The organism is Paenibacillus polymyxa (assembly GCF_015710975.1).
Taxonomy (GTDB): Bacteria; Bacillota; Bacilli; order Paenibacillales; family Paenibacillaceae; genus Paenibacillus; species Paenibacillus polymyxa.
Genome location: NZ_CP049783.1, coordinates 1,314,645 through 1,338,460, shown reverse-complemented (window position 1 = coordinate 1,338,460; position 23,816 = coordinate 1,314,645). Strand labels below are relative to the sequence as shown.

Genomic DNA, 23,816 nt, shown 5'->3' with positions numbered 1-23,816 from the left:
CTAACCCGGCAAAAAGCCAAAAATTGTTCAAAAAACAGGACACCCCATGAACTCTTTCTTTGTGTGTTGGGATGTCCTGTGATGGTATGTGATTTGCGGGATGTATACGGGATCTATTTCAGGCGCACCTGGTGTTTAGGACCGCATATGTTCATCAGCCACAGAAGAATCAGCGGTTGTATCTTTGTCAGTTGTGTGTAATTCCTGGTGCTGCGAACCATCGGACTTCATCAAGCCGGGATGACCCACATAAGGACGATCACTTCGCGAGCGGCCTCGGGTAAGTCGGAAGCCAATCAAGAACAGCACAAGCTGTACAGTCAGTATGTAGGGAGATGCTTCTGGCCCGAGCCACTGAAACAGGGCGACAACGGCGATGACCATGCACAACAGACTTGTTGGGAAATGGGATGCCGTCACGTCCAGATCATTTTGTCTACGCAGGGTCATCAGCCGATAGACATACAGCAAGGCGATTAAGCCAGAAACGAACCTTATCCATGCATACCCTATAAGCCATGAGGCAGATTGTGTGGTGTCGGGTAGACTAACATCGACATGACTGTAGGTTATCAGTTCTATAACCAATCTTGAGATTAACCAGACCATTCCCGCCAGCGCCAGCGGACCGGCCGCTGGGCGCAATAGTTTCCATAATGCTGTTCCCCAGCCTGGAGCATGGGATTCCAGTAGAACAAGTCGTCGTTCCTCGATCAGTTTGTTCATTTCACGCTCCAGTGATTTGAGAAGCAATTCCCGGCGGAATGGATCACATTCCCGAAGGGATGCTTGAACCTGCTCTTGAAGGTGAGGGGTCAAATAGGGGGCGGCCTTAGCCTCCTGAAGAGCATGGATTAGTCCATTCTGGTGCTGCTGCTTTTCACTGTTGTTGATCGCGTTCTGGGTAGCCGTTTGGAGATAACCAGCTAACCGGCCATAGATACGCAGTGATTCCTGTAATTCTTCGAGCCGCTGCTGACGCGAATTGCGAAGCTGGGCTGCACTGTGAACATACAGCCATACCAATAAGGATAACGCCAGCAGGAAGGCGATCAGACCGGGTGAGATATATGCGGCTAATGCCGCGAAGTCCGTCGGGGACACCCGCAATCCCTCCTTCCATTGTTCTTTCTACACTATTGCACAGACCACACAGGCATTTCAAGGGCTTGTATATCTCTAAACCAAGAACTATGAAGTATTTTTTGGTAAAATAGACAAGATTACAGCAGGAAGGAAGATTCGGCATGAATAAAAAAATTGAATTTGCAACAGAACATCATGAGACATCGAATCAACCGTACGAGCTGCTTCGCGTAGATTACGCCATTCCAGCCGTCGAGGAATATCGGGCTTTACGCAAGGAGGCTGGTTTATCGCAAATTACGGAAGAAGCGGCAGCTAAGGGCCTGCCGAACAGCCTATTTGCTGTAACGCTACGTCTTGGACAGGAATTGATCGGGATGGGCCGGGTGAGCGGTGATGGCGGTGTGTTTTTTCTGGTTACGGATATTGCAGTCAAGCCTTCCCATCAGGGGAAGGGCTATGGGCGTAAGCTTATGGAAGAGATTATGGAGTATTTGAGACGGGAGGTTCCGGCGGGCAGCTTTGCAACGCTGATTGCGGATAAGCCAGCCGACCGGTTATATGCGCAGTTCGGCTTCCAACTGGTCAGTCCGGGGTCAGAAGGGATGTACTGGCGCCAGCCGGGGGACTGTAAGCTGAAATCCTGTACGAGTTTGAGCTGGTTATAAAACGGATAATTAACAGTAAGAAAATTATAGATAGGAAGAAGGCAACTTAATATGAAAGTAATTATTTTTGGAGCGACAGGAACAATTGGCAAAGCGTTAGTAAAGGAAGCGATCAAGCGTAAGTATGAGGTGACGGCGGCAGTGCGCGATCCGCAACGAGTGACGGAGCAAAGTGAATATTTGACGGTGGTTCAGGCGGATATTCTAAACCCGAATTCCGTTACAGAGGTAGCCAAAGGGCACGATGCTATCATTAGCGCCTATGGTCCCAAGTTTGGAGCTGAGGAGGAACTGCTCGAAGCAACTCGTTCTTTACTGGAAGGAACACGGCGTTCCGGCGCGGAGCGCATACTTGTCGTTGGCGGAGCGGGCAGTCTGAAAACAGAATCCGGTGAGCGTCTCATGGATACCGCTGAGTTTCCGGAGGAAGTGAAGCCGCTGGCGGCTGCGCACGCTGATGCCCTGGAGCTGTACCGTGCTGCGGATGTAGACTGGACCTATTGCAGTCCTGCCGGAATTATTGAACCAGGTAAACGTACAGGACAGTTCCGTATTGGCTTGGATCATTTGGTGGTTGATGAATTAGGTCATAGTCGCATCTCTGTCGAGGATTATGCGGTAGCCCTGATTGATGAGTTAGTAGAAGGGGAATTTGTCAATTCCCGCTTTACAGTCGGATATTAATCAACAGGGATGGCTATATGGGAGGCGAAAAAGCATGTATATGGTGACCGCCGAACAAATGCGGCAACTGGATCGGTACACGATTGACAAGCTGGGAATCCCGGCCCTGATCTTGATGGAAAATGCCGGGCGAGCAGTAGCTGACGAGGTACTGAAGCTTTGTGCGGAGAGACGTGGAACAAGCGATGGCATAAATGAGGTCACACACACAGGACCGGGGGATGTACCAGGACATGGCGGTGTTATACGGACGGATTCATCGAGCGGTGGGCAATATGACGTACGTGAACGAGCACACTGGTATATCCTCGTAGGTAAAGGCAACAACGGCGGTGACGGACTGGTGGCAGCCCGCCATCTGACCGATGCAGGTCTGCGCGTCACCGTTGTGTATGCCGAGCCGCCTGCAACGCTGCGCGGTGAAGCGGCTGCCCAGCGCGATATCATCGCGGCGCTGGATATCCCGGTTATCCTCTATGGTCGGGATAACCTCGACCTGCGCGGTGCCTCTGGGATCGTCGATGCCCTGCTGGGCACAGGCACGCAAGGTCCACCGCGCGAACCTTACGCCTCGCTGATTTGCGAGGCTAATGCCAGCGGCGCGCCGATCGTGTCGGTAGACGTGCCTAGCGGACTCGACGCCGACACAGGTGCGCTGCACGAGCCGTGCATTCATGCGCGTGTCACCGTATGCCTTGCCTACTTGAAGTGTGGGCTCGCCCAATATCCGGGCGCCGGAAACGCTGGTGATGTGGTGGTACGCTACATCGGTATCCCGCCCGGCCTTGCCCGTGAGCGTGGCGTGCAGCTGCTGCTCCTGACCAGCGATACGCTGCGTGACGCGCTGGACGTGGACGTCAGCCGCAGCCGTGTGCCGGACGGGCACAAGGGCACCTACGGCCACGTTCTGGTCGCAGGCGGAAGCCTGCGTATGAGCGGTGCGGGCCTGCTGGCCGCACGTGCCGCCTTGCGCATCGGCAGCGGCCTTGTGACGTGGGCGGTGCCTGAGGCGCTGCTTCCGCGCGTCATTGGCGCCGCACCAGAGCTGATGCTCGCTGCCGCAGCAACAGGCAGCGACGGCGAATGGAACGCCGACTCCGCAGATGAGCTGCTACAGCTCGCGCAGGCGCGCGATGTGCTGGCCGTCGGGCCTGGCCTCGGCCGCTTCGCAGGGGACACTGGCTGGCTGCGCCGCCTGTGGGAGGAATACAGCGGTCCGCTCGTGCTTGATGCGGACGCCTTGAACATCCTCGCCTCGGCGGGGCCTGAGCTGGATGCTTGGAAGTCGAGAGATGCGGCAATCGTGTTAACGCCGCATCCCGGTGAAATGGCACGTCTGCTGGGAATATCGACAGCGGAGGTGCAGCGTGACCGTATCACCCATGCCCGGGAGTACGCCCGGACACATGGAGTCACGCTGGTGCTCAAGGGAGCACGCACGGTCATTGCGTGTCCCGACGGAGCGACCTACGTCAATACCACAGGCCACGCCGGGATGGCGACAGGCGGTGCGGGCGATGTGCTGACAGGCATCATCGCAGGGTTGTTGGCCCAAGGCTTGAACGCTTCACAGGCAGCAGCCTTTGGCGTGTATCTGCATGGTGCGGCTGGAGAAACGGCCGCGCGCCATCGCCAGCATCCCGCCTCAGTGGTAGCTGGCGACATCATTGAAGCCCTATAATCCATAGCAGCAGTGGCAGGAGGAAGGCCAGCATGATCTGTACTCCATATTCACGGTTCAGCCAGTGCCTTCCGCCATAATAGAGCAGTGTAATCCCTGCACCTGCCATGCCGTTGCTCCACGAGATGCCCGTTCCAGCAGGCGACATCAAAGATCCTAGCAGAAGAAAGACACTGAACCCTACGGCAAGATATAGCGTGAACTGCTCAGGCTTGCGAAGCCAGGGTAAAAGATCACGTAGTGCATCAGCGGCAAGAGCCGCCGGAAGGGCAAAGCCATAGGCCCATAACTGCGCGGTCAGTTCACCGCTATTGCCTGCTATACTCACAGGCAATCCCGTTATTTCCTCTGTCAGATAGCAGTAGACCCATAACAGACCAAAAACCAATCCTCCACAGGCAAGCTTATTCAGAGCATAACAACCAAGCTCCATCCGCCAAGGCATTTTAGAATTAAATTCATTCCAAGGCTGTCTCATATTGCGACTCCCTCCTCATTTCAATCGGTAAATCAAAACCATTCAAGGAATTTATTCTCAATTACAATCCGCTTACCGTTTGCGACATTTAAGTTTACGTTAGCTGTGTATCATGTTCCTAAGCAAAATAAAGATTGCGGATAGCCGCGGTACGGAAAGGCGGGGATTGCATGATACAGGCGGTTATTTTTAATCTGGAAAGTACATTGTCAGACCCCGGAGGTCGGGGCTTAATCCAGGGAATGTGCGACATCTTCAGATGGAAGGGTATACAGGTAACTGAAGAGCAGGTATCTCATGGACGGGGACTGCCCATCCGGGATCATATTGCGAATGTGCTCGGACTTTCAGAGGTTCGTAGAAAATGGTTGGAGTGCTTTGGTGCGCATCCTGGCAGAGTGGATATTGAGCATATTTATCTTGAGCTTGTCCCTGTTCTTCGCTCTTTGATCCAAGGGGCTGAGACTGCTGTCGGTATAGATAGGGCGTTGCAGGAGCTTCAAGATCGCCGCATTCAGTCAGGCGCTACTGCATCCTGCCCGATGGAAATGCTGAGTCATGTATTCACGCCTGCACAGTCACCCTATACGCTGGATTGTATGGTAGCCCCATGTGAAGTTTCGCAGGGGAGGCCTTATCCGTGGATGATCTATGAAATTGCACATCGCCTGCAGGTATTCCCGCTTAGCGATATTGTGAAGGTAGGAGACACAGCAGCCGATATGCAAGAAGGACGGAATGCCGGCGTTTGGACGATTGGTGTGTTGAACCATAACGAGAGTGCTTTGGCCGCGAACCACACTACAAGCTGTGAAGTGGACGATAGGGTAGCCGAGGAACGACGCAGACAAAGTATATATGGTTTGAAAAGGGCAGGGGCCCACATCGTGATGAACTCGGTCGCTGACTTGCCGCGTATTTTGCGTGAAATTGAAATGCTCCAGCATACGGGAGGCTATCCTTCTTATATGAAGCCGAAGAAAACAGCTGCGACTCCCCCATCGTGAGCATAACGGCTATAACTCCTAAGTGCTTATATAGACCTTTAGGTTATATATGTATGCATCTACCTGGATAAAGGTGTACTCAGCTCGGCTTTCTAACCTCAAAAGGAGCATTCGCTATGTTAGCGAATGCTCCTTTTGAGTGTACTCCTTTTCGTCTGTAAAATGACCCGTAAGATGGACACTTGATTGAAAGTGTCCATCTTACGGGTCACAGTTCACCGAAATCATTACTGGTCGGAATTTTTCACCCGGAACTGATCAGCATGGCGCTGTAGATTGTTGGAGAGTGTGGTCAGATTACGGGCTACTTCGGATAGTTCTTTTACTGCTAGGGCCTGCTTCTGTGCGCTTGCGGATACATCTTCTGTCATTCCGGCAGTTTGCTGCGCCGCGCTGGCTGTGTGCTTCAGATGTTGATCTACGCTGTGACGTACCTCCTGCATTTCTGTAGTCAATTGGGCCAGATGTGCAGCCAGTTCCTCAACTTCCTCTGATACCTGGGTGACTTTATCAACAGACTGTAGACATAATGCAATTTGTTTTTCTTGTTCATTGACAGTGTTTATATTTTCATCAAATTGATCGCCCATTTGCTCAATTTGCTCGACAAAACTACTTAAGATTTCGTCAATTTCACGAATAGATATGGCAGATTGTTGGGCAAGTTGTCCCATTTCATGAGCTACGACAGAAAAACCTTTACCAGCTTCCCCTGCACGCGAAGCTTCAATCGAGGCATTAAAGGATAAAATCTGCGTCTGCTTTACGATGCCCTGTACCTGCTGTCCAATGTTAGCTGCTTCGCGGGACTTTTCAGTTAGCGCGTGTGACATACGCTGCATTTGCTTGATTCGCAGAGCGCTTTCTCGTCCCTTCTCCAACAGCAGTTCATGTTCATTGGCTACCTGATTACGGACTTCATTGAGATGGCGCGCCGTATCCGTAAACTGGTGCACATGGCTTCCGACTTCATCCAGCGTTTGTCCTAAGCGGTCAGATTGCTGAACCGACTCTATCGTTTGATCTGCTTGGTTTGTAGATACATCGGCAATTTGTTGGAGTGTGCGGGACAGTTCCTCGGTTTGGTGAAGGGTTCCTTCTGATGTCACGACGATATTCTCGGATGCTTGCTGAAGTGTACTTGAACTGCTTTGAATGTCCACAATCATATTGGACATGGCTTCTACCATCCGGTTCGTCAAGCCGCTGATTTCACCTAGCTGATCATACGTAACTTGCTGCGATGTAGCCGTAAGATTGCCATCAGCTACTTGCTCCAGTGTATCTTTAATAAACCGCACTTGACGTAGTATTCGACGTGTTACCAGCATCATTGCCGCAATGGAAATGATCAGAATGATGGAGACCACAGGGATAACTAGCCGATAGGCCTCAGGCAATGTTTTCTCGTATACTTCAGTTACAGAGGCTAGAGATCTGTCGATTCCCAGATAGCCTATGATGGTTCCATCTGTATCTTTAATGGGTGTAAAGGAAGAAAACATCGTTCCCCAATCAGGGTCCGTTGTGATATCTGTGGTTACCGTCTCCCCTTGTTTCAATCTATCTGCCGTTTCTTTACGGGTAAAACTTACAGGGCTTCCAAAAGGACTGTAGTCTTTGTCGTCCCAAGCAGCTCCGTCCACTGTAAGCTTCCACTCATCGCCAACACGATTGTACATATACATATACAGGACTCCGCTTTGCAGCCTGAGCGTATTTAACTCGTTCCGAAGTTTTTTATACTCATTGCTCTGCTCGGATGGATTCGTGTTTAAGCTTTTGACGGTTGATTTGTCCAGTAGCTTAGCCGTATTCACCGCCAACGCTTCATTGTTTAGCTGCATGGTTGATAGAGAAGCATTCTGAATAGATAGTTTGGTCGTCCACAGAATCATGACGCCAATCACAACTAAAGGAATGAGCAAGATGAAGTAGAGTTTGGTTTGTAATCCCATTCTTTTTTTGACTTTGCTTTTCATAATATGCTCCTTACTGTATTATTTCGCCTTCATATAATATCGTGTTCAAGTAGGAAAATATGAATAGTAATTAATATGTTTCATGAATTTTTTGCATATTTACGCAAGTTTCATCCCCATAGAAAAAAGCCTTAGCTCAGCAATACCGAGTTAAGGCTTGTAGCTTATGATTTACAAATCGTCAAATCCATTGTCATCTCCGACCTTGCCATAATTGCGTGATTTTGCTTCAAAAAAGTCCGTTTTTGTTGCATTCAGCGCTTCATCGGAAAATGGCTTGATCCAAGGCATACAGTTTACATCTACCCCTTCGTATGCTTTGTCCATACCCAGAAGTCTTAGGCGCATGTTTGCCATGTATTTGATATAATCGCTCAGCTCGTTCAAGTCAATGCCGCGAACCTCTTTGAGCGTGTAATGCGCCCAATTCGTTTCCAGTTCCACAGCGCGGTTGATCATACGATAGACATAGTCCGTATTTTCCTTGGTATCCAACTCAGGGAAATCAGCCAAAAGCTGCTTGAACACTTCGGCAAAGAAGTAGCAATGCTGATTTTCGTCGCGCTGAATATACGAGATCATCTGGCTGGTGGCCATCATTTTTTGGTCACGGGCCAAATTGTAAAAGAAAGCAAATGTACTGTAAAAGAATATGCCTTCCAGAATCAAATCCGCTACCATGGCTTGGAAAAAGGTTTGCGGGTTCTGCTCATCGCGGAACTCTTGATAAATGTCCGAGATGAATGTGTTACGCTCCAGCAGGACAGGATCATTTTTCCAGTATTCAAAAATTTCCTTCTGCTCCTGCTCTGATACCAGGGAAGACAGCACGTAAGAGTAGGACTGGTTATGCACGACTTCCTGTTGTCCGATAATGGCCGAAATAGCTTCCAGCGAGGAATCGGTAAAATATCGTTTTACATCTCCGACAAACATGGTTTGCATGGAATCCAGCACAGCCAGCAGGCCGATATTAATTTTGAATGTGCGCTGTTCTTCGGCATCCAGCATAGGGAACTGGGACGCATCCTTGGACATCGGAATTTCATCCGGAATCCAGTGGTTTAGCAGCAGCACCTTATATAGTTTGTACATATGCGGCATCCGAATATCGTTCCAGTTCAGGATACCGGAGTTTTCGCCTTCAATAATACGGGTAGAGCGGTTAGGCGCTTCCGTGTTAAAAATCTTTTGTAACTGCATGAGAGCCTCTCTCCTTTAGTTTAGGATGCGCAGCTTTCGCATTCTTCAATCGTCAGTGCGCGGCTGCGTACATAATAGGTCGACTTCATACCCGATTTCCAGGCATGAATATGCAGCGCTAAAAATTCGGTAGCTTTAATATCTGGGCGTACATACAGATTAAAGCTTTGACCTTGGTCAATATGACGCTGACGTGCAGAAGCCATGTTGATCGAAGCGTGTTGATCCAGCAAGAAAGCTGTTTTGTAGTACCAGATGGTTTTTTCATTCAAATCTGGTGCAGGGTTAGCGATCTTGTAGGTTGTTTTCTCTTCATAGGAAAGCAACTCATACAGTGGATCAATACTAGCGGTAGAGCCTGCGATAATGGACGTAGAACCGTTAGGCGCAATGGCGAACAGCCATGCGTTACGGACACCGTTTTGTTGGACTTCTTCCGCAAGCTCGCTCCACTCGGACGTAGTGACGAATTTGCCTTCACGTGTACCGTCTGTATAGCCACGGGAAGTGAAATAATGCCCGGTCGACCAGTCAGAACCCTCGAATTTGGCATAACGGCCTTTTTCTTTCGCCAGCTCCATGCTGGATTTTACGGCCAGGTAGTTAATTTTTTCATACAAATGATCATTATAGGTTACCGCTTCATCGGACTCCCAGCGGATGCCCTCAAGTGCGAGCAGATGATGCAGCCCAAATGTACCCAGGCCGACTGCACGATATTGGCTGTTCGTGTATTGTGCTTGCAGCACCTCAATGTTGTTGATATCAATAACATTATCCAGCATACGTACCTGAATCGGTACGAGACGATCCAGCACACCTGCTGGAACGGCACGAGCCAGATGGATGGAGTTCAGGTTGCACACAACAAAGTCGCCAGGAATTTTGGAGATAACAATGCGTGTTTGTCCGTCCTTGGTGACCAATTCTTCTTTTTCTACTACCGTTGCAGATTGATTTTGCATAATTTCCGTACACAGGTTGGAGGAATACACCATACCATGGGCGCGGTTTGGATTAGCACGGTTTACTGTATCACGGTAGAACATGTACGGCGTACCTGTTTCCAGCTGCGATTTCATCAGACGCTTCATGATGTCAATGGCAGGGACCGTAATACGGGAAAGAATCGGATGCTGTGATGCCTCCTCATACTTCTCGCGGAAGGAGCCTGAACCGAAGGCTTCATCATAAAAATCCTCCAGTCCCAGTGGACGACCCTTGTCATCCTTCCAGCCCATCACCTTCTTCACTTCATGCGGACAGAACAGATTCCATTCGCCCCGTGCTTCGACCCGCTCCATGAACAGATCGGGCAGACATACGCCGTGGAACACGTCATGTGCACGCATCCGCTCGTCACCGTTGTTCAGCTTCAGGTCCAGGAACGCCAGAATGTCTTTGTGGAATACGTCCAAGTAAACGGCGATTGCACCTTTGCGTGTACCCAACTGGTCTACGCTAACAGCTGTATTGTTTAGCTGGCGAATCCAAGGGATAACGCCAGAGCTTGTATTTTTATGTCCACGGATATCGGAGCCGCGCGCACGCACTTTACCGAGGTATACGCCGATACCGCCACCCATTTTGCTAAGACGGGCTACATCGGTATTGGAATCGAAAATACCTTCCAATGAGTCGTCTACGGTGTCGATAAAGCAACTCGAGAGCTGTCCGGCTACCTTTTTTCCGGCATTGGACATGGTTGGTGTAGCTGCCGTCATGTACATGTTGCTCATCGCCCAGTATGCTTCCTTGACCAGCTCCATACGCTTGTCGGCCGGCTCTTGATGCATCAGGTACATTGCGATAATCATGTAGCGTTCTTGTGGAAGCTCCATTACGCGTCCGTCAAAATCATTGGCCAAATAGCGCTCAGACAGCGTCAACAGTCCAATATAGTCGAACAGCAGGTCATTCTGCGGCATTATGGAATCGCCGAGCTCATCAATCTGCTCCTTGGTGTAGCAGTCAAGCAGTTCCTGACGGTAGATTCCTTTTTGCACTAGATCGGTGATCAGTGGATAAAAAGCGCCGTAAGGTTCGTCTGCATAGGATTTGTAACGGCGGTGAGTAGCCGCTTTTTTATATAGGGAAGTGAGCAAAGCACGCGCAGCGGCAAATTTCCAGTCCGGTTCTTCCTTGCTAACCAGTTCTAGAGCAGCCATTGCAAATGCGTTGCTAATCTCATCTCCAGTGACTTCGTCCCGGCGGAGCTTACTAGTTACACCGCGAATGAGTCGATCTTTATCCAGCTTGTCCAGCCCGCTGAGTACACGGTCAGCATATACGGATATACGTATTTCATCAAAAGCCAACTGGCGATTGTTTGGTTTGGTTACGAGTTGTGGCATAGGATTAATTCCTCGCTTTCTTGATTTGGAATTCATACTTAGGGAATAGGCATGAAAATGATCTGAGAAAAGAAACTGGTGAAAAAAGCGATGGTCAGACAGCATTTTGGGGCTGTATGTAATCCAATAACATAGAAATAGCGATGCGCCTGCCAATGAAGGAAAAAAGATGGTTTCCGTAGGAATCATCGGCTACATCACTATATTTAGAGGTGTTATGAATATTTAACCCAACATATTGTGTATATAAACTTAAAATTTCAAATAAGTGCAAGGAGTATTATAGCAACATTCGAAGCCATACGTAAAGGAAAAGGAATGGAAAATCAAAATATGCAGAGAAGTCGCGGGCTGTATTTGAATTGAGACGGAGTGAACGGTACAATAAATGATAAAGATGTTTCCTACTAAAATAAGCCGTATACATATGGAACTTTTTTGAAGAACAAGGTTGCTTTATCGACTGAGTTTTTAGAATTTTAAAAAAGATGATTTTTTCAATTTAAAGGAGGAACTTGGTGATGGCCATTGCAGAAGTGACAGTAATCCCGATTGGAACGGGGAGTACGAGCCTGAGCGACTACGTTGCTCAAATGCAAAAAGTGTTGAAGACGCAAAAGGGAATTACCTATGAACTTACCTCTATGAGTACGATTATTGAAGGTTCGTTGGACGATGTGTTCACCGCTATTGCTGCGCTACACGAAGCGCCATTCCTAGCAGGAGCCAAACGCGTTTCCACCTCAGTCAAAATTGATGATCGCCGTGACAAGCCTTCCTCCAGTCGCCAAAAGCTGCGATCCGTCGCAGATAAGCTATCCGGAACCACGGCAGGGAATGTTACAGAATTAAATCCAAATCTTAGTTGATAAAGTTGATGTAAGTGATTGATTTTTATGTAACTAAGAGTATAATAGTTTTTGTTGTCAGTCACACTGACCTGCTGGTGTAGCTCAGGGGTAGAGCAACGCACTCGTAATGCGTAGGCCGGGGGTTCAATTCCCTTCACCAGCATTCTATAAAACTCAAGCACAGCGCGGCTTCCAAGCTTTTTGGAGGCTGCGCTTTTTTGTGATTTTGGACAATCTTCTACCATTTTTCTACCCTTTAGTATAGTAAAGTAGATTCTTCAGTGCTAATGCTCTCTCCTGTAATTGAATCGCCAATGTTTTTTAACACTGCTTCTTGGAGATTCAGGCGTTGTATAGTGACAGACTGGAAACGTAAATTGTCCAGCCATAAGTTCTGGGCGTTACTGACCGCATTGATCACGAGCTTGCTTACTGCTTTTGGAGAAAACAATGCCACAGTTATTCAAGTGACCGGCGTTATTGGTGCTTTCGGTGCAGTAATTGCTTACATTCTGGCTGAGGCTTATGTAGGTGGTAAGTCGGCAGAAACGTCAGCCACTGACGATCTGTAAATCTACAAGTGTTTGGAAATACGAAATACCCTGCTGGTATAGTGCCCGTGAGGGTGTTTTGATAGGATTAGCAGTTCCAAAGCCATTTATAAATTAAGTCAATAGGTATATTACTCTAGTATAGCGGGGAGTCTATATACTAATTATCTACAATTTTTAAACAAGGAGGGCTTTTTGCGTGGACCATCTCATTATTTTAATCAGAAGTTTTTCAGCATTTTTTATCCTAATGATAATTGGGAGAATATTAGGAAAGCAAACCCTTTCCAATATGAACTTCCATGAATTCGTAACGGCGGTTATATTAGGAGCTATGGCTGCTAACTTTGCATTTAACGAAAAAATAGAAGTTATCCACCTATTAATAGCGCTGTCCGTTTTTACAATTACTTCTTATGTTTTAGCCAAGATTTTTTTGAAATTCAGAAACTTTAAGATGTGGACAGAAGGAACCCCCACCGTTCTCATCGAAGGAGGGCTCATTCTCGAAGATAACTTAAAAAAAAATAATATGACATTGGATTCTTTAAACCAGCAGCTTCGCGAGAAAGATATTTTTAATATAGAAGAAGTGGAGTACGCCCTACTTGAGATTAACGGAAAACTATCTGCCCAAAAGAAAAAGGAACTGCAAGCCGTGACATTAAAAGATTTGCAGTTGAATGCAGGCAATACCTCACAGTTCCCAATTGAGCTTATAATCGACGGACAGCTTTTGCATGGCAATTTAGACTCCAACCATATTTCCGAATCCTGGATGAACTCCCAACTCAAAGCACGCGGCAAAAAGTTAGAGGACGTATTCTACGCCGTTAAAGGCAGCAACGGCCAGCTCTATGTGGATGAATATAAGGATAAAATCCAGCAACCAATTGATGTGGAATAGTATTAACTTTTGGTCAAAAGTTACTTGAGATTCAACGTAATCAGATAATTGTATTTGGCAGCGTGCTTAAGCTCATCCAAGATGATACCGTACACCGTGTCCTTATAGATGCCAGTAGGCAATCCAAACCAGATGTTGCGGTATCGTTCTACCGCACCTAACTCTCCCATCAAGGCGCGCTGCAGACCTTCTGCATAGGAGTGCACTTTCTCATATTTCTCACTACTGATGCCTGTAATCTCCTGTCCTGTCAAAGCCCGATACATCTCTCTGAACATTTTGTTGTGGCCGCGTTCATCGTTACGGATGCTTTCAATAATAGCCACCTGCTCCTGTGAGGGAGCCAAATTGATCAATTCATCGTAGAACAACTCATCGTTACGCTCCCCTTGTACCGCTTCCTTTATCATTTGTACTGCTTTTGGAAATCCTGTGTTCCAGATCGGTACAAAATCGGCCCGCATATAATATGAATTTCCCCAGTAAGAAGGTACTTGATACAAGTTTATTCCCTCCCAATGCTAGTTTTTAGAAAGTATATGCGCATCTGCCCATGTCGGTTCCTAACATTAGGAAAATGATTGTTCCTCATACTCCTAATCGCCCTTTTCTTGTGAAGAAATGCTGGCGGCTATTTGACTTACCAACATACTGGGTTGATTATACTGATGGTAGCTAACACCGGGGAAGAATTTGTTTGTAGGAATGCTCTTATGACAAACGTAGTATTTCTACATAATTCGCAAAAAAAAGATATTGACAACTGGTTAATTGATGGGTAAAAATAGTAAATAATTATAAAATACTGGGATTTTTATGCGAAGGGTGGCTATGTCATGAAGCATACACCTACGATTCGAGCGGAATTAGATAGATATTTACAACAAGAGGGCATGAGTCTAACGCAGTTTGGGCATGTAGCAGGCATGAATAGGGGAATCGTAAGCGCCATTGTGACAGGGAATAAGTCCATGTCTGTTAACCAGCTTGATTTAATCACTGAGGCTATGGGCTTACCAGAAGGTCACTTTTATGATCTATTTATAGAAAACTACATCATCGATCATCCACCCAATATGAGGCGAATCGAGCCGCTTTTGTTTCGATGTGCGGAGTTGGACAAGCTGGAGGCGATCCGCCGAGTAGTGGGAGCTATCATGGATAATCTACTGTATTCGCCCAAGCTATTTGAAATTGCAGAGGAATTGTTGTCGCAGGGAAGACATGCGGCTGCATTGTTGCTGTATGAGGGGGTAGCTGAAGCGGAGAAATATCAACATTCTGAACGTTTGGCAGTCTGCCAATATCGTATATTCACGATTCAAGTTGGAGACGACCAAAGCCGCAACCACAAAGCAGCTATACTATTCGAGCCTTATGTCGAGCGCCTAGATGATTTAGAACAACTTGATGCGTTAAAGGATCTGGCTAATGTGTACAGGTCATTGCGTAAATGGGACAAGGTTGATGAAATAGCGAGGGTGATGAGAGCTAAGGCTGAAATCCAATACAATTGGAAACATCAACAGAAGAACCAAGAACGCAATGAGGCTGCTAAGAAATTAAGTCGTCCGATGTTCGTGTACATCACGTATGCCGACTTACTATGTGCGAGTGTCTGTGATGCCCGAGGCGATTACCAACAAGCTCTACAATATACATACGCCTATGCGGACTTGGATTGGGTTAGAGAGACTGATGATGATACCCTCTATTGGGTAGAAATGTATCAAGATTGGGCACGATGCAATATTTATGTAAATAAGCTCTTGTCTGGAGATGTCAGCGTGCTCTCAGATTATGTCGAATACATAGCCGAAACAGCAGATACCATGGAAGGTGAGAAACTTTCAAAGCTGTTAAACGTTATGATAGCTGCTAATCAATATAATTTGGATGTTGATGATGTACTTTCAAGGTTTAAAAAAGACATTGATGCCTTTACTCAACTCCCGACATCTACTGATATGTACAGCCAACAAGTAGTACCCGACTACATTGCATGGTTTGGTTACGAACTGGCCTACTATTATTTAAACAGAGAAAGGTACAGTGATGGTTTTAAACAATTGTTATTTGCAATGGTAAAGTCACATATAATAAATAATGAGACTTACTTTATAAATTGTATTGGCTTGTTTATGCGTTTCCAAGTCTATGCGACTCCTGAAATCAAAACAGAGTTCTCCAATCTAATTGAAAAGGTGTGGGTAGGTAATGTTGAGAAAAATAGGACTGTTAATTGTTGCGAGTAGCTTTTTAGTTTTCATGACTGTACCTGGTATCCAGATTCTTGTACAGGTTGGAGGTTCTTAAACGTCATTAAAAAGCTCTGCTAACCTTATGGTCGGCAGAGCTTTTTAGTTGAAAAATTGCTTACAGACGGACATTTAAGGCGGAACTGATATGAATCAACTTTAATTGTATGTTGAAAATAAAGTTTTGATAACTACAATAAAAGAAACAACGGTAGGCTAGGACGAGAAAATATGCCCTAGACTGTCGCTGCTTCATCTGTTTCATTGAACTAACGTTTCCCGTTAGCGTAATGGGTTCATTGTCATTAGCCTCAACCGCTTACCTGTTTGCTCAGACTCCTGGCAACAGCTGGGGCATGATGCTTTTGCCATAATCCAAGACGTATTTATTAATCTCTGAGACAAGTTTTGTGTCCTTAGTTTTGTAGTGCACCTTGTTAATTACGAAGTAACCTGTACTAGAATATTGCTCATCACTCGAAAACATCAACGTAAAACGATAAAACAAAAAGGCCGCTAAAATAGCGACTTCAAATGGGACTATGCTCTTGTCCCCCGACAGTTAATCCAGATACAAAATCTCAATCTCGCCCGGAGCGAAGGATTGCTCTGCGTAATTCCCCCCCAATCACAAAGCGATCTCAAAATGGGTTCAAGTGATTGACCCAGTTCCGTCGTTGAATATTCCACCTTAGGCGGTACCTGATTGTACATCTTTCTGCGAATTAATCCGTCTGTTTCCAGTTCCCGAAGAGTTTGAATCAGCATCTTTTGCGATATATTATGAACGAGTCGCTTGAGCTCTCCCGTCCGTTTAGGTCCTTTTATTAAATAGTACAGAACAAGCCCCTTCCACTTTCCTCCGATAACCTCTAGTGTAACTTCCAGTTCACAGAAAAATGTTTTCATATCAATGCACCATCTCCCGATCTAAGAATATCCCCTTCATGTATCGCTTGATCCTTCAAAGATCACTGAAGGAAAAATTGAACGTTACATGGAGGGGATAATACAATCGCATTTAAGTTGATTTAAAAATCTTTGTCGTTTGAAAATTATTATGTCCTGGTTAAACTTGAGCTACTCCGCCATCTACGAATAATTCAACGCCGTTCATATAGCTGCTTTCATTAGAGGCTAGGAACATGACAGCATTGGAGATCTCTTCAACCTGCCCCACTCTGCCGAGCGGAATATCATTTTTTGCCTGTTCCAGTAAATGATCTAGTTCAGAGCCAAATAACTCATCGTACGCCGGCGTTACGATTGTTCCCGGACTAAGGATGTTTATACGAATTTCGGTCCCTCTCATATCAAGAATCCAGCTGCGGACGAGCTGTCTGATCGCTGCCTTGGATGCACCATAGATACTAAACGCTGGCATCCCCGTCGAGCCAGCAGTGGATCCCGTTAGAATAATCGAACCTCTTTTATTTGGAAACAAAGCTAATGCCTTTTGTACTGTAAAGATGGTTCCTTTCACGTTGACATCGAAAGTCTTGTAGTATTGTGCTTCTGTAATTTCTCCTAATGGAAGAAATGACCCTAGTCCGGCATTTGCAAAGAGAATGTCCAAGTGTCCCTTTTCTCGCTTAACTGTTTCGAATAATATATCTAGATCTTCCGATTTAGATATGTCACCTCGGACACCTGTAACATTCTTTCCGATCTGCTTTACTGCTTCATCCAGTTCACGTTGTCTGCGTCCCGTGATAAAAACGTAAGCCCCTTCTTTTACGAACTGTTGTGCCGACGCGAGACCGATGCCGCTTGTACCTCCGGTTACAACTGCTACCTTCCCGTCAAATTTCCCCATTCTATTACACTCCTTTTATAATGATTTATATGGTATAGAATGCTCTGTCTGCTTCATGAACCTCCTATGAACGATAGTATGGGGGAAAAGTTACAAGAAAAACAGTACCCACTTTTTTGTGATATAGTCACCAAAAAGTGATAATTGAGGCGGCACAAGCGCTTGTTTTTACAGCCTAACAGATGGAAGTGAGCTCCATTAATTACTCACCACATGATACCACGTATTTGAACTATCCTGCCCGTTCGTATTATGAGATCAACCAGTTCTTTCTGGTTGATCCTTTTTTCATTTGCATAGAGGATTAAGGTAGCCTGGTCGAACGTACCTGCCCGTGGGACTTGAACCCGAGCGCTATAGTGTTCACCCCTACTTGTCATGACCATGATTGAGGCTGGTTGGGACGTAAGATCCCGTATAACAAGCGATGCTATGGAGCGACAAGAAGAACCTTAGGGATGCCGGGGAATCTAAACTTAAAGGGAGAGATGAAATGAATCCAGTTGTCGGTCTAGATATTTCAAAAGAAGAAAGTCATGGACAAGCCTTTTTAGCGCGCGGAAAGCCCTTCAGAGGGACATTCCACTTCGAGCACACTCGTGATGGCCTAGCAAATTTACATCAAGTTTTGAAGGATGTTGAGACTGCATCCAGACTACGTCCTCTACTTATTCTAGAAGCAACCGGCCATTACCAAAGTCCGGTTGTTCAGTTCCTAGAAGAACATCACTACATTTACATTGTCATTAATCCGCTCATCTCAAATCGGCTTAGAAAGTCTCATCTTCGTAAAGTAAAGACGGATGCTGTGGACGCTTACCTATTGGGAGAGTTGTACTACAAGGAAGAGTTTGAACCTTTTAAGAAAAGAGGTGTGCAACTTCTCAATCTGCGCTATCTTACAAGACAGTATGAGTCCCTTTCAAAGATGTGTGTACAGACGAAGCTGCAATTCCAAGCCGTTTTAGATCAGGTTTTCCCAGCTTACAAAGGCGTCTTTGAAGCTATGTATTCCCGTATTTCACTACGGTTTTTAAGTAAATTTCCAACCTCATATTCAGTTTTGCAGACGGATGAAATTACACTCAAAGCTAAGATGAAAGAACTACTTTCTTCGAAACGGGGGCGTTCAGAGGGCTGGATTAACCAACGGGTTCAGCGACTGCTAGACGCGGCAAAGCAAAACCCATTTCAGCAAACCATGTATGCAAGCCACTTAATCAATTTGAAAGTTCTTATTACCCTCATTCTTCAGTACCAAGAGCATCTTGCTGAACTGGAACAGAACATAGATGCTCTGGCTGAAGAAATTGAAGAGCATGAATTAATTCAGTCGATTCCCGGTATTGGGCATAAAATTGCTGCAACAATTTTATCTGAAATTGGAGAAGTCGACCGATTTGATCATCCTAAAAAGCTAGTGGCTTTTGCAGGCATTGACCCGAGTGTCTTTGCTTCCGGAAAATTTACAGCAACTCGAAATCGAATCACAAAACGTGGTTCCAGGCAGTTGCGTTACGCACTGGTAATGGCTGTCCAGTGTGGGCTTATACGCTCCCGAAATATGCGACTCAAAGCGTTCTATGATCGCAAGAGAGCAGAAGGAAAACCACATAAAGTAGCTCTAATCGCATGTGCAAATAAGCTCATCCATTGGCTTTATGCAATCTTGAAAAACAAAAAGGAATTTCGTCCAATTTAAAAGATTATCATTGGCATAACCTTCCAAGACACAACGGAAATTGGAGGGTTATTTGGCATGCTCATTTTAACTATACCACATGATTTAGAATCACTTTACTGGTAATCTTGACAAGCTATTAGCTGGTATAGCTTAACGTCGCGGTTCAGTCTACAGTTTTCAGCAGGCGACCGTAGGATGCTGCTATGAAGGATCTGGAGATGAGACGGAGGGACTTGAGACCATTAAGGCATCTGCCTTGTACTTGTTGCCTCAATTATTTACTTCTACCAAATCTTCTACCGAAATACGGATATCTGTAATACCTGACGGAACCCTATTTATTGTTGGACAGGCTATAGGAGCTTTGTAAAACCCATCAAAACTTTATTTCAACGCACTCGTAATGCGTAGGCCGGGGGTTCAATTCCCTTCACCAGCATCTTATAAAACTCAAGCACAGCGCGGCCTCCAAGCTTTTTGGAGGTCGCGCTTTTTTGTTGGAGCGAGCATTCTTCTAACATTCTCTTATGGGATGAATACCGAAAGTGTGTCGCACCAAGCATTATTGCTAATAAATACACAAGTGCAACAATCGTAAAAATAACTAGTGGTGAAAATGCAATCACTGATGCGAGCAGCATACTTGCTGCGGCGCTAAGATTAGCGCAGCTATCACCCAGTGGGTCAAAGATCTGTAGGCTGGAAATATGAAAATGCAGACGGTCCAGGACTTAGATCGTCTGATTGAGTTGGATATAAAGCTTCAAAAGGATGAGCTGTAAAAGCACATAATAGTCTTGCTAGTTGGTTCATAAATATGGATTTATTAAACAATAATATGATTATATTGTAAGAAGAATTAAAAACATGGAATCTTTTAGTAGGATGAGGAGGTAGTTAAATATACAAATATAGGAGGAATAAGCTTTGAAGAAGAAACATTTAATTGCATCAGCCCTAGCTTTAGGTATTATTGGCGGGGCTGTTGCCGTACCCAATGCAATTTTTGCGGATTCCAATGCTGTAAGTACTTCCGCAAATACGTCGACTTACGGGACCAAAGATGAGGTAAAAACACCTGGCAATCATGATATAGGTCTTTTTAGAACAAAAGACCTTTTTAATGTGGTCCTTGACGGCAAGTCACCATTAACAGAGTTCTCCGTATCTCCTGGATATGGTCATGTTAAGATTCGTGTAAAAAACAGCACCAAGGCGACGCTTACGTTTACCTTAAAGCATGTCAATAGTGGAGATTATTTACTTACCAAGTATGTGGGTGCTGGTGAACCATTTACTTGGTATAGCAAGGATAGCTTTTCAAACGGAATGCGCTCAGGAGACTATGAAATACAGTGGCGTGCAGGCGGAGCTTATGTAGACGCCACAGCATGGGGTATATCAGCCAACAGCCCAGATGAACTTTAATTAAACCAAGCTATAAAGTTTTGTATAAAAAAGCTAACTGGTAGCTAGCTTGATTGGAGAAGTTTTTAATTATACTGGAACGAAGCGAGGAGAGCTTCAGGCCATTCGGTTTGAAGCTTTCCTTGCTTCGTTTATAACTCAAAGGGGAAATGATATTTGTGAAAAAGAATAAAATATTTTTTTCATCAGCCTTATCTATTAGTTTGTTGGGGGCTGTTGTTGTGCCGAGTGTGTTTTGTGCAAGTTCAGATGCATCTGATTCTGCAAATACATCCAGTATTGCGATCAAAAATGATAAATCTGCTATTAGTGACCAAGTCATAACTCCTCAAAAATCAAGAGATGTTTTTGATGACATTTTCGACAAAAAGGACCCCGTATCACGTTTTGTATTAGATCCGCGATACGGGCATCTTAAAATTTTTGCTAAAAATAGAGGCGATTCAACCATCACCTTTAGCCTGGTGCATACAGACAGTGGAAAACAATATATTGTTAAGACTATTGGCGCTCATAAAAAATTGCTCTGGGATAGTGTAAATTCTTTTCCACAAGGGCTGCGCTCAGGAAATTATGAAATACAATGGAGAGCTAACGGCGATATTGTGCATGTCACAGCATGGGGTGTGTCAGGAACTAATTCTGCCAAAGTAACGTCTCAAAGGGGTATTGGTGTTATTGATGTCAGAATAAGCGGAGGTGCTACCGTAGCAACTTCCTTTGATATCCCTAAGGGGCATGGACATGTCAAACTCAGTATAAAGAACTATTCAGATCATCCAGTCAAAGTTAGTTTGACACACGACGGTTCGAACAAAGAATACATCAGTGCTTTACCAATTGCTCCTCATGACACAGTTATTTGGAGAAGCACAGATGAAGGCTACTCATCTGGTATGCGTTCTGGACATTACATACTTCAATGGCGTGGTGCCGATTATAAAGTAGATGGACATGTTTGGGGAGTCGTTGGTACACAGCCTGCGGATGTACAATAGCTTGTGAATTATTTTTAACTCAAAGGAGTAATGAAATTGGTAAAAAAGAAAAAAATATTTTTTCCATTAGCCTTATCTATTAGTTTGTTGGGGGCTGTTGTCGTGCCGAGTGCGATCTTTGCAAGATCAGATGCGCCTGATTCTGCGAATACATCCAGTATTGCGACCAAAAATGCTGGCAAATCAACTACTGGCGACCATGTCATTACTCCACAAGCTACTGATGGACAAATTGTCGATCGTCCAGTAGCTGGATTTAATGATTCTGCTGATTTTGATATTAAACCAGGATATGGATATGTAAGATTGTACTTGAGAAATACAGGAAACACTACTATATCCTTTACCGTAAATCAGGGAAGTGCGTCTGGTGCGGAAAAGTACAGTGGAACGGTAAAACCGGGTAAAACATTCGATGAACTATTAAATTCAAGCAAGGCGTGGTCCGCAGGGAAATTTTATGTTAGTTTAAGTAGTGGTTCTGGTCCCATGTCTGGAAAGCTTGGAGTTCGGACTAGTACTAATACGGATTTTTAAATATAATTGCTGGGAGAGCGAGCCAATGAGGCTCGCTTTTTTTGTTGGGGGTGGTGATTGTGTAGCATGGCAAGAGAGCGAAGTCCTGAGCGGAAAAAGGCAAAACAGATGCGGCTGGAGAGCGGCGGAGCGATGAAGCTAAAAGACATCGCCGCCGCTCTTTCTGTTGGAGAGACTCAGGTCCGGAAATGGAAGTCACAGGACAAATGGGCAGACGATCTGAATAGTAACGTTACCAATGAATCCAAAAGTAACGTTACCAAACGAGGAGCGCCCAAAGGGAACAAAAACGCTGTCGGCAATCGTGGCGGTGCTCCCCAGGTAACCAAAACGCAAAATGGAATAGTGGTGGGCCGGGCGGTCCATATCGCAACAGAAGGCCCTCAAGACAGGGATGTATGAAACCATATTTCTGGACACGTTGGAGCCAGAAGAACAGGACATGTTTGTTCAAATTGATACTTCTCCTTTGGTGCAACTCAACGAGCAGCTTATTATGCTGTCTATCCAAGAGCGACGGCACATGCGCCGGGTTAAGTAAGGTCTGACCGACGAGGAAAAGAAGATCAAACAGGAGTTACACCAGCGTAAAGACAAGGTTCCTTACACTAGCCCGAAAACAGGGAAGCAGATCAATCTGTCTGTTGAAACTGAAGGGATGAAGGTCGCGGAAATTACGACCGTCACTACTTCCAAGCTGGATAAGATTTTGAAACAGGAAGAGGCATTGGTTAAAACCTGTGATAAAAAGCTTCGGGTTATTAACCTTATTGCCAGCTTGCAGCAGGTGGAAGAAAAGCTGGAGATTGCTCGTGAACGGCTGGAATTGGATAAACGCAAGTTGTTAGGCTATGGGGGCGCGGAAGGGAATGAAGGCGATGAAGACGATGAGGAAGATGACGACGAATGGTAATTACTCTTGCTAAGGAGCATCGAAAACGAGCCAAGCGGCGGCTAAGGGATCGGCCTGAAAAACTCGACGAGCTAAAGGGAATCCTAGCCGACTTTGAACAATTCTGCTGGCGCATGCTCAAGATCAAGACGAAGAGCGGCCGCATTATGCCGCTGACGCTCAATGATGCTCAACGGACATTTGTACGTGAAGTATTTAGGCAGATCGAAGCTGGCAAGCCTGTCCGTATTATCATTCTTAAAGCCCGGCAGATGGGTTTTTCCACTGTCACGGAAGCGCTGATCTATTATTTCACTTCACTCCAAGAAGCCAAGAACGCATTTATCGTTGCGCAGTCTTCTGATGCCTCCAGCAACTTGTACGATATGTTCCAGTTCTATTATGAAAAGGTGCCGGCAATCATCAAACCAATGAGCCGAAAGAACAATGCTAAAAAACTCACCTTTGAAAATCCAACGATTCGGACAGCGGACCGCCGGATGAATCCGGGGCTCAAATCGAAGATCACTGTACAGACTGCAGAAAGCCGGGTGCTTGCCCGTTCGGACACCATCCATTACCTGCATGCTTCAGAAGTGGCATTCTGGCCTGCCAAGAAGAAAAAGAGGCATCTATTGTCCCTACTGGCAGCTATACATAATTCGCAAAAAAAGATATTGACAACTGGTTAATTGATGGGCAAAAATAGTAAATTATTATAAAATACTGGGATTTCTATGCGAAGGGTGGC

23 protein-coding genes, 2 tRNA genes and 1 pseudogene are annotated in these 23,816 nt (G+C 45.7%); 18 read left to right on the top strand and 8 right to left on the bottom strand.

The genetic code is table 11. The features are described from left to right. Nucleotides 1-135 precede the first annotated feature (135 nt). Nucleotides 136-1,104, bottom strand: coding sequence for a hypothetical protein (locus G7035_RS06075; RefSeq protein ID WP_019685964.1), 969 nt, complete (start codon nucleotides 1,102-1,104; stop codon nucleotides 136-138). A gap of 143 nt (nucleotides 1,105-1,247) precedes the next feature. Here G7035_RS06075 and G7035_RS06070 point away from each other — a divergent pair, with 143 nt between their 5' ends. The 3 genes from G7035_RS06070 to G7035_RS06060 are packed head-to-tail and all read left to right on the top strand — an operon-like array spanning nucleotide 1,248 to nucleotide 4,119. Further along, complete coding sequence (locus G7035_RS06070) at nucleotides 1,248-1,754, top strand: GNAT family N-acetyltransferase (RefSeq protein ID WP_196478893.1); 507 nt, start codon at nucleotides 1,248-1,250, stop codon at nucleotides 1,752-1,754. 51 nt (nucleotides 1,755-1,805) lie between these two features. Then, complete coding sequence (locus G7035_RS06065) at nucleotides 1,806-2,438, top strand: NAD(P)-dependent oxidoreductase (protein ID WP_016819444.1); 633 nt, start codon at nucleotides 1,806-1,808, stop codon at nucleotides 2,436-2,438. A 34-nt stretch (nucleotides 2,439-2,472) separates the two neighbouring features. After that, complete coding sequence (locus G7035_RS06060; RefSeq protein ID WP_019685966.1) at nucleotides 2,473-4,119, top strand: bifunctional ADP-dependent NAD(P)H-hydrate dehydratase/NAD(P)H-hydrate epimerase; 1,647 nt, start codon at nucleotides 2,473-2,475, stop codon at nucleotides 4,117-4,119. Here the strand turns inward: G7035_RS06060 and G7035_RS06055 are convergent. After that, nucleotides 4,103-4,597 carry a hypothetical protein gene (locus G7035_RS06055; protein ID WP_019685967.1) on the bottom strand — a complete coding sequence of 165 codons (495 nt, stop codon included), beginning with the start codon at nucleotides 4,595-4,597 and terminating at the stop codon, nucleotides 4,103-4,105. The genes G7035_RS06060 and G7035_RS06055 overlap by 17 nt on opposite strands. Before the next feature lie 170 nt (nucleotides 4,598-4,767). On the opposite strand from G7035_RS06055, the gene G7035_RS06050 reads away from it, so the two are divergent. Further along, a complete protein-coding gene (locus G7035_RS06050; RefSeq protein ID WP_019685968.1) occupies nucleotides 4,768-5,604 on the top strand; it encodes an HAD hydrolase-like protein in 837 nt (278 codons plus the stop codon). 227 nt (nucleotides 5,605-5,831) lie between these two features. On the opposite strand, the gene G7035_RS06045 is transcribed toward G7035_RS06050, so the two are convergent. The 3 genes from G7035_RS06045 to G7035_RS06035 form a co-directional block, all read right to left on the bottom strand. Continuing rightward, a complete protein-coding gene (locus tag G7035_RS06045; protein WP_019685969.1) occupies nucleotides 5,832-7,586 on the bottom strand; it encodes a methyl-accepting chemotaxis protein in 1,755 nt (584 codons plus the stop codon). 171 nt (nucleotides 7,587-7,757) lie between these two features. Then, nucleotides 7,758-8,789, bottom strand: coding sequence for a ribonucleotide-diphosphate reductase subunit beta (locus tag G7035_RS06040; RefSeq protein WP_019685970.1), 1,032 nt, complete (start codon nucleotides 8,787-8,789; stop codon nucleotides 7,758-7,760). Between the two features lie 20 nt (nucleotides 8,790-8,809). Continuing rightward, on the bottom strand, nucleotides 8,810-11,143 hold the full coding sequence (locus G7035_RS06035; protein ID WP_016819450.1) for a ribonucleoside-diphosphate reductase subunit alpha: 2,334 nt from the start codon (nucleotides 11,141-11,143) through the stop codon (nucleotides 8,810-8,812). A gap of 521 nt (nucleotides 11,144-11,664) precedes the next feature. Between G7035_RS06035 and G7035_RS06030 the strand changes: the two genes are divergently transcribed. The 4 genes from G7035_RS06030 to G7035_RS06015 all read left to right on the top strand — a co-directional run bounded on the left by G7035_RS06030 (nucleotide 11,665) and on the right by G7035_RS06015 (nucleotide 13,452). Next, nucleotides 11,665-12,012 (top strand): MTH1187 family thiamine-binding protein, encoded by a 348-nt coding sequence (locus tag G7035_RS06030; RefSeq protein ID WP_016819451.1) that lies wholly within the window; start codon nucleotides 11,665-11,667, stop codon nucleotides 12,010-12,012. Between the two features lie 73 nt (nucleotides 12,013-12,085). Beyond that, nucleotides 12,086-12,157, top strand: a tRNA-Thr gene (locus G7035_RS06025). Nucleotides 12,158-12,350: 193 nt separating this feature from the next. Beyond that, nucleotides 12,351-12,566: a hypothetical protein gene (locus tag G7035_RS06020; protein WP_019685972.1), complete on the top strand. Its 216-nt coding sequence runs from the start codon at nucleotides 12,351-12,353 to the stop codon at nucleotides 12,564-12,566. Between the two features lie 178 nt (nucleotides 12,567-12,744). Continuing rightward, complete coding sequence (locus tag G7035_RS06015; RefSeq protein ID WP_019685973.1) at nucleotides 12,745-13,452, top strand: DUF421 domain-containing protein; 708 nt, start codon at nucleotides 12,745-12,747, stop codon at nucleotides 13,450-13,452. Between the two features lie 20 nt (nucleotides 13,453-13,472). Here the strand turns inward: G7035_RS06015 and G7035_RS06010 are convergent, their stop codons facing one another. Next, nucleotides 13,473-13,916 (bottom strand): ferritin-like domain-containing protein, encoded by a 444-nt coding sequence (locus G7035_RS06010; protein WP_044788291.1) that lies wholly within the window; start codon nucleotides 13,914-13,916, stop codon nucleotides 13,473-13,475. Nucleotides 13,917-14,288: 372 nt separating this feature from the next. On the opposite strand from G7035_RS06010, the gene G7035_RS06005 reads away from it, so the two are divergent. Next, a complete protein-coding gene (locus G7035_RS06005) occupies nucleotides 14,289-15,707 on the top strand; it encodes a helix-turn-helix transcriptional regulator (RefSeq protein WP_107734767.1) in 1,419 nt (472 codons plus the stop codon). A gap of 565 nt (nucleotides 15,708-16,272) precedes the next feature. Here the strand turns inward: G7035_RS06005 and G7035_RS06000 are convergent. Together G7035_RS06000 and G7035_RS05995 are read right to left on the bottom strand one after the other, a co-directional pair. Beyond that, nucleotides 16,273-16,619: pseudogene (locus tag G7035_RS06000) on the bottom strand (winged helix-turn-helix transcriptional regulator). Between the two features lie 160 nt (nucleotides 16,620-16,779). Next, nucleotides 16,780-17,526 (bottom strand): SDR family NAD(P)-dependent oxidoreductase, encoded by a 747-nt coding sequence (locus G7035_RS05995; protein ID WP_013369142.1) that lies wholly within the window; start codon nucleotides 17,524-17,526, stop codon nucleotides 16,780-16,782. A gap of 493 nt (nucleotides 17,527-18,019) precedes the next feature. Here G7035_RS05995 and G7035_RS05990 point away from each other — a divergent pair, with 493 nt between their 5' ends. The 9 genes from G7035_RS05990 to G7035_RS05960 all read left to right on the top strand — a co-directional run bounded on the left by G7035_RS05990 (nucleotide 18,020) and on the right by G7035_RS05960 (nucleotide 23,757). Then, nucleotides 18,020-19,228, top strand: a complete 1,209-nt coding sequence (locus G7035_RS05990; protein WP_115293090.1) for an IS110 family RNA-guided transposase — start codon at nucleotides 18,020-18,022, stop codon at nucleotides 19,226-19,228. Nucleotides 19,229-19,562: 334 nt separating this feature from the next. Next, nucleotides 19,563-19,649: transfer RNA gene (locus G7035_RS05985), tRNA-Thr, on the top strand. Nucleotides 19,650-20,137: 488 nt separating this feature from the next. Further along, complete coding sequence (locus G7035_RS05980; protein WP_019685975.1) at nucleotides 20,138-20,638, top strand: hypothetical protein; 501 nt, start codon at nucleotides 20,138-20,140, stop codon at nucleotides 20,636-20,638. Between the two features lie 158 nt (nucleotides 20,639-20,796). Continuing rightward, nucleotides 20,797-21,636 carry a hypothetical protein gene (locus G7035_RS05975; protein WP_019685976.1) on the top strand — a complete coding sequence of 280 codons (840 nt, stop codon included), beginning with the start codon at nucleotides 20,797-20,799 and terminating at the stop codon, nucleotides 21,634-21,636. 36 nt (nucleotides 21,637-21,672) lie between these two features. After that, nucleotides 21,673-22,173 carry a hypothetical protein gene (locus tag G7035_RS05970; RefSeq protein ID WP_019685977.1) on the top strand — a complete coding sequence of 167 codons (501 nt, stop codon included), beginning with the start codon at nucleotides 21,673-21,675 and terminating at the stop codon, nucleotides 22,171-22,173. Nucleotides 22,174-22,239: 66 nt separating this feature from the next. Further along, nucleotides 22,240-22,575: a phage terminase small subunit-related protein gene (locus tag G7035_RS27285; protein WP_029514800.1), complete on the top strand. Its 336-nt coding sequence runs from the start codon at nucleotides 22,240-22,242 to the stop codon at nucleotides 22,573-22,575. Next, entirely contained in the window at nucleotides 22,568-22,714 is a 147-nt protein-coding gene (locus G7035_RS27280) for a complement resistance protein TraT (protein ID WP_226888802.1), read from the top strand. Before G7035_RS27285 ends, G7035_RS27280 begins: the two co-directional genes overlap by 8 nt. 117 nt (nucleotides 22,715-22,831) lie before the next feature. Further along, nucleotides 22,832-23,086, top strand: coding sequence for a hypothetical protein (locus G7035_RS27275; RefSeq protein WP_019685978.1), 255 nt, complete (start codon nucleotides 22,832-22,834; stop codon nucleotides 23,084-23,086). Then, nucleotides 23,080-23,757 carry a terminase large subunit gene (locus G7035_RS05960; protein WP_019685979.1) on the top strand — a complete coding sequence of 226 codons (678 nt, stop codon included), beginning with the start codon at nucleotides 23,080-23,082 and terminating at the stop codon, nucleotides 23,755-23,757. The genes G7035_RS27275 and G7035_RS05960 overlap by 7 nt, the downstream gene beginning before the upstream one ends. Nucleotides 23,758-23,816: the final 59 nt, after the last annotated feature.

Bases quoted from the DNA above. Each gene is read 5' to 3' on its own strand.
- G7035_RS05990 (WP_115293090.1), top strand. From the start codon at position 18,020: ATGAATCCAGTTGTCGGTCTAGATATTTCAAAAGAAGAAAGTCATGGA.
- G7035_RS27280 (WP_226888802.1), top strand. From the start codon at position 22,568: ATGTATGAAACCATATTTCTGGACACGTTGGAGCCAGAAGAACAGGAC.
- G7035_RS06070 (WP_196478893.1), top strand. From the start codon at position 1,248: ATGAATAAAAAAATTGAATTTGCAACAGAACATCATGAGACATCGAAT.
- G7035_RS06045 (WP_019685969.1), bottom strand. From the start codon at position 7,586: ATGAAAAGCAAAGTCAAAAAAAGAATGGGATTACAAACCAAACTCTAC.
- G7035_RS06040 (WP_019685970.1), bottom strand. From the start codon at position 8,789: ATGCAGTTACAAAAGATTTTTAACACGGAAGCGCCTAACCGCTCTACC.
- G7035_RS06055 (WP_019685967.1), bottom strand. From the start codon at position 4,597: ATGAGACAGCCTTGGAATGAATTTAATTCTAAAATGCCTTGGCGGATG.
- G7035_RS06065 (WP_016819444.1), top strand. From the start codon at position 1,806: ATGAAAGTAATTATTTTTGGAGCGACAGGAACAATTGGCAAAGCGTTA.
- G7035_RS06035 (WP_016819450.1), bottom strand. From the start codon at position 11,143: ATGCCACAACTCGTAACCAAACCAAACAATCGCCAGTTGGCTTTTGAT.
- G7035_RS05960 (WP_019685979.1), top strand. From the start codon at position 23,080: ATGGTAATTACTCTTGCTAAGGAGCATCGAAAACGAGCCAAGCGGCGG.
- G7035_RS27275 (WP_019685978.1), top strand. From the start codon at position 22,832: ATGAAGGTCGCGGAAATTACGACCGTCACTACTTCCAAGCTGGATAAG.
- G7035_RS06050 (WP_019685968.1), top strand. From the start codon at position 4,768: ATGATACAGGCGGTTATTTTTAATCTGGAAAGTACATTGTCAGACCCC.
- G7035_RS06060 (WP_019685966.1), top strand. From the start codon at position 2,473: ATGTATATGGTGACCGCCGAACAAATGCGGCAACTGGATCGGTACACG.
- G7035_RS06005 (WP_107734767.1), top strand. From the start codon at position 14,289: ATGAAGCATACACCTACGATTCGAGCGGAATTAGATAGATATTTACAA.
- G7035_RS06030 (WP_016819451.1), top strand. From the start codon at position 11,665: ATGGCCATTGCAGAAGTGACAGTAATCCCGATTGGAACGGGGAGTACG.
- G7035_RS27285 (WP_029514800.1), top strand. From the start codon at position 22,240: ATGGCAAGAGAGCGAAGTCCTGAGCGGAAAAAGGCAAAACAGATGCGG.
- G7035_RS06010 (WP_044788291.1), bottom strand. From the start codon at position 13,916: ATGCGGGCCGATTTTGTACCGATCTGGAACACAGGATTTCCAAAAGCA.
- G7035_RS05995 (WP_013369142.1), bottom strand. From the start codon at position 17,526: ATGGGGAAATTTGACGGGAAGGTAGCAGTTGTAACCGGAGGTACAAGC.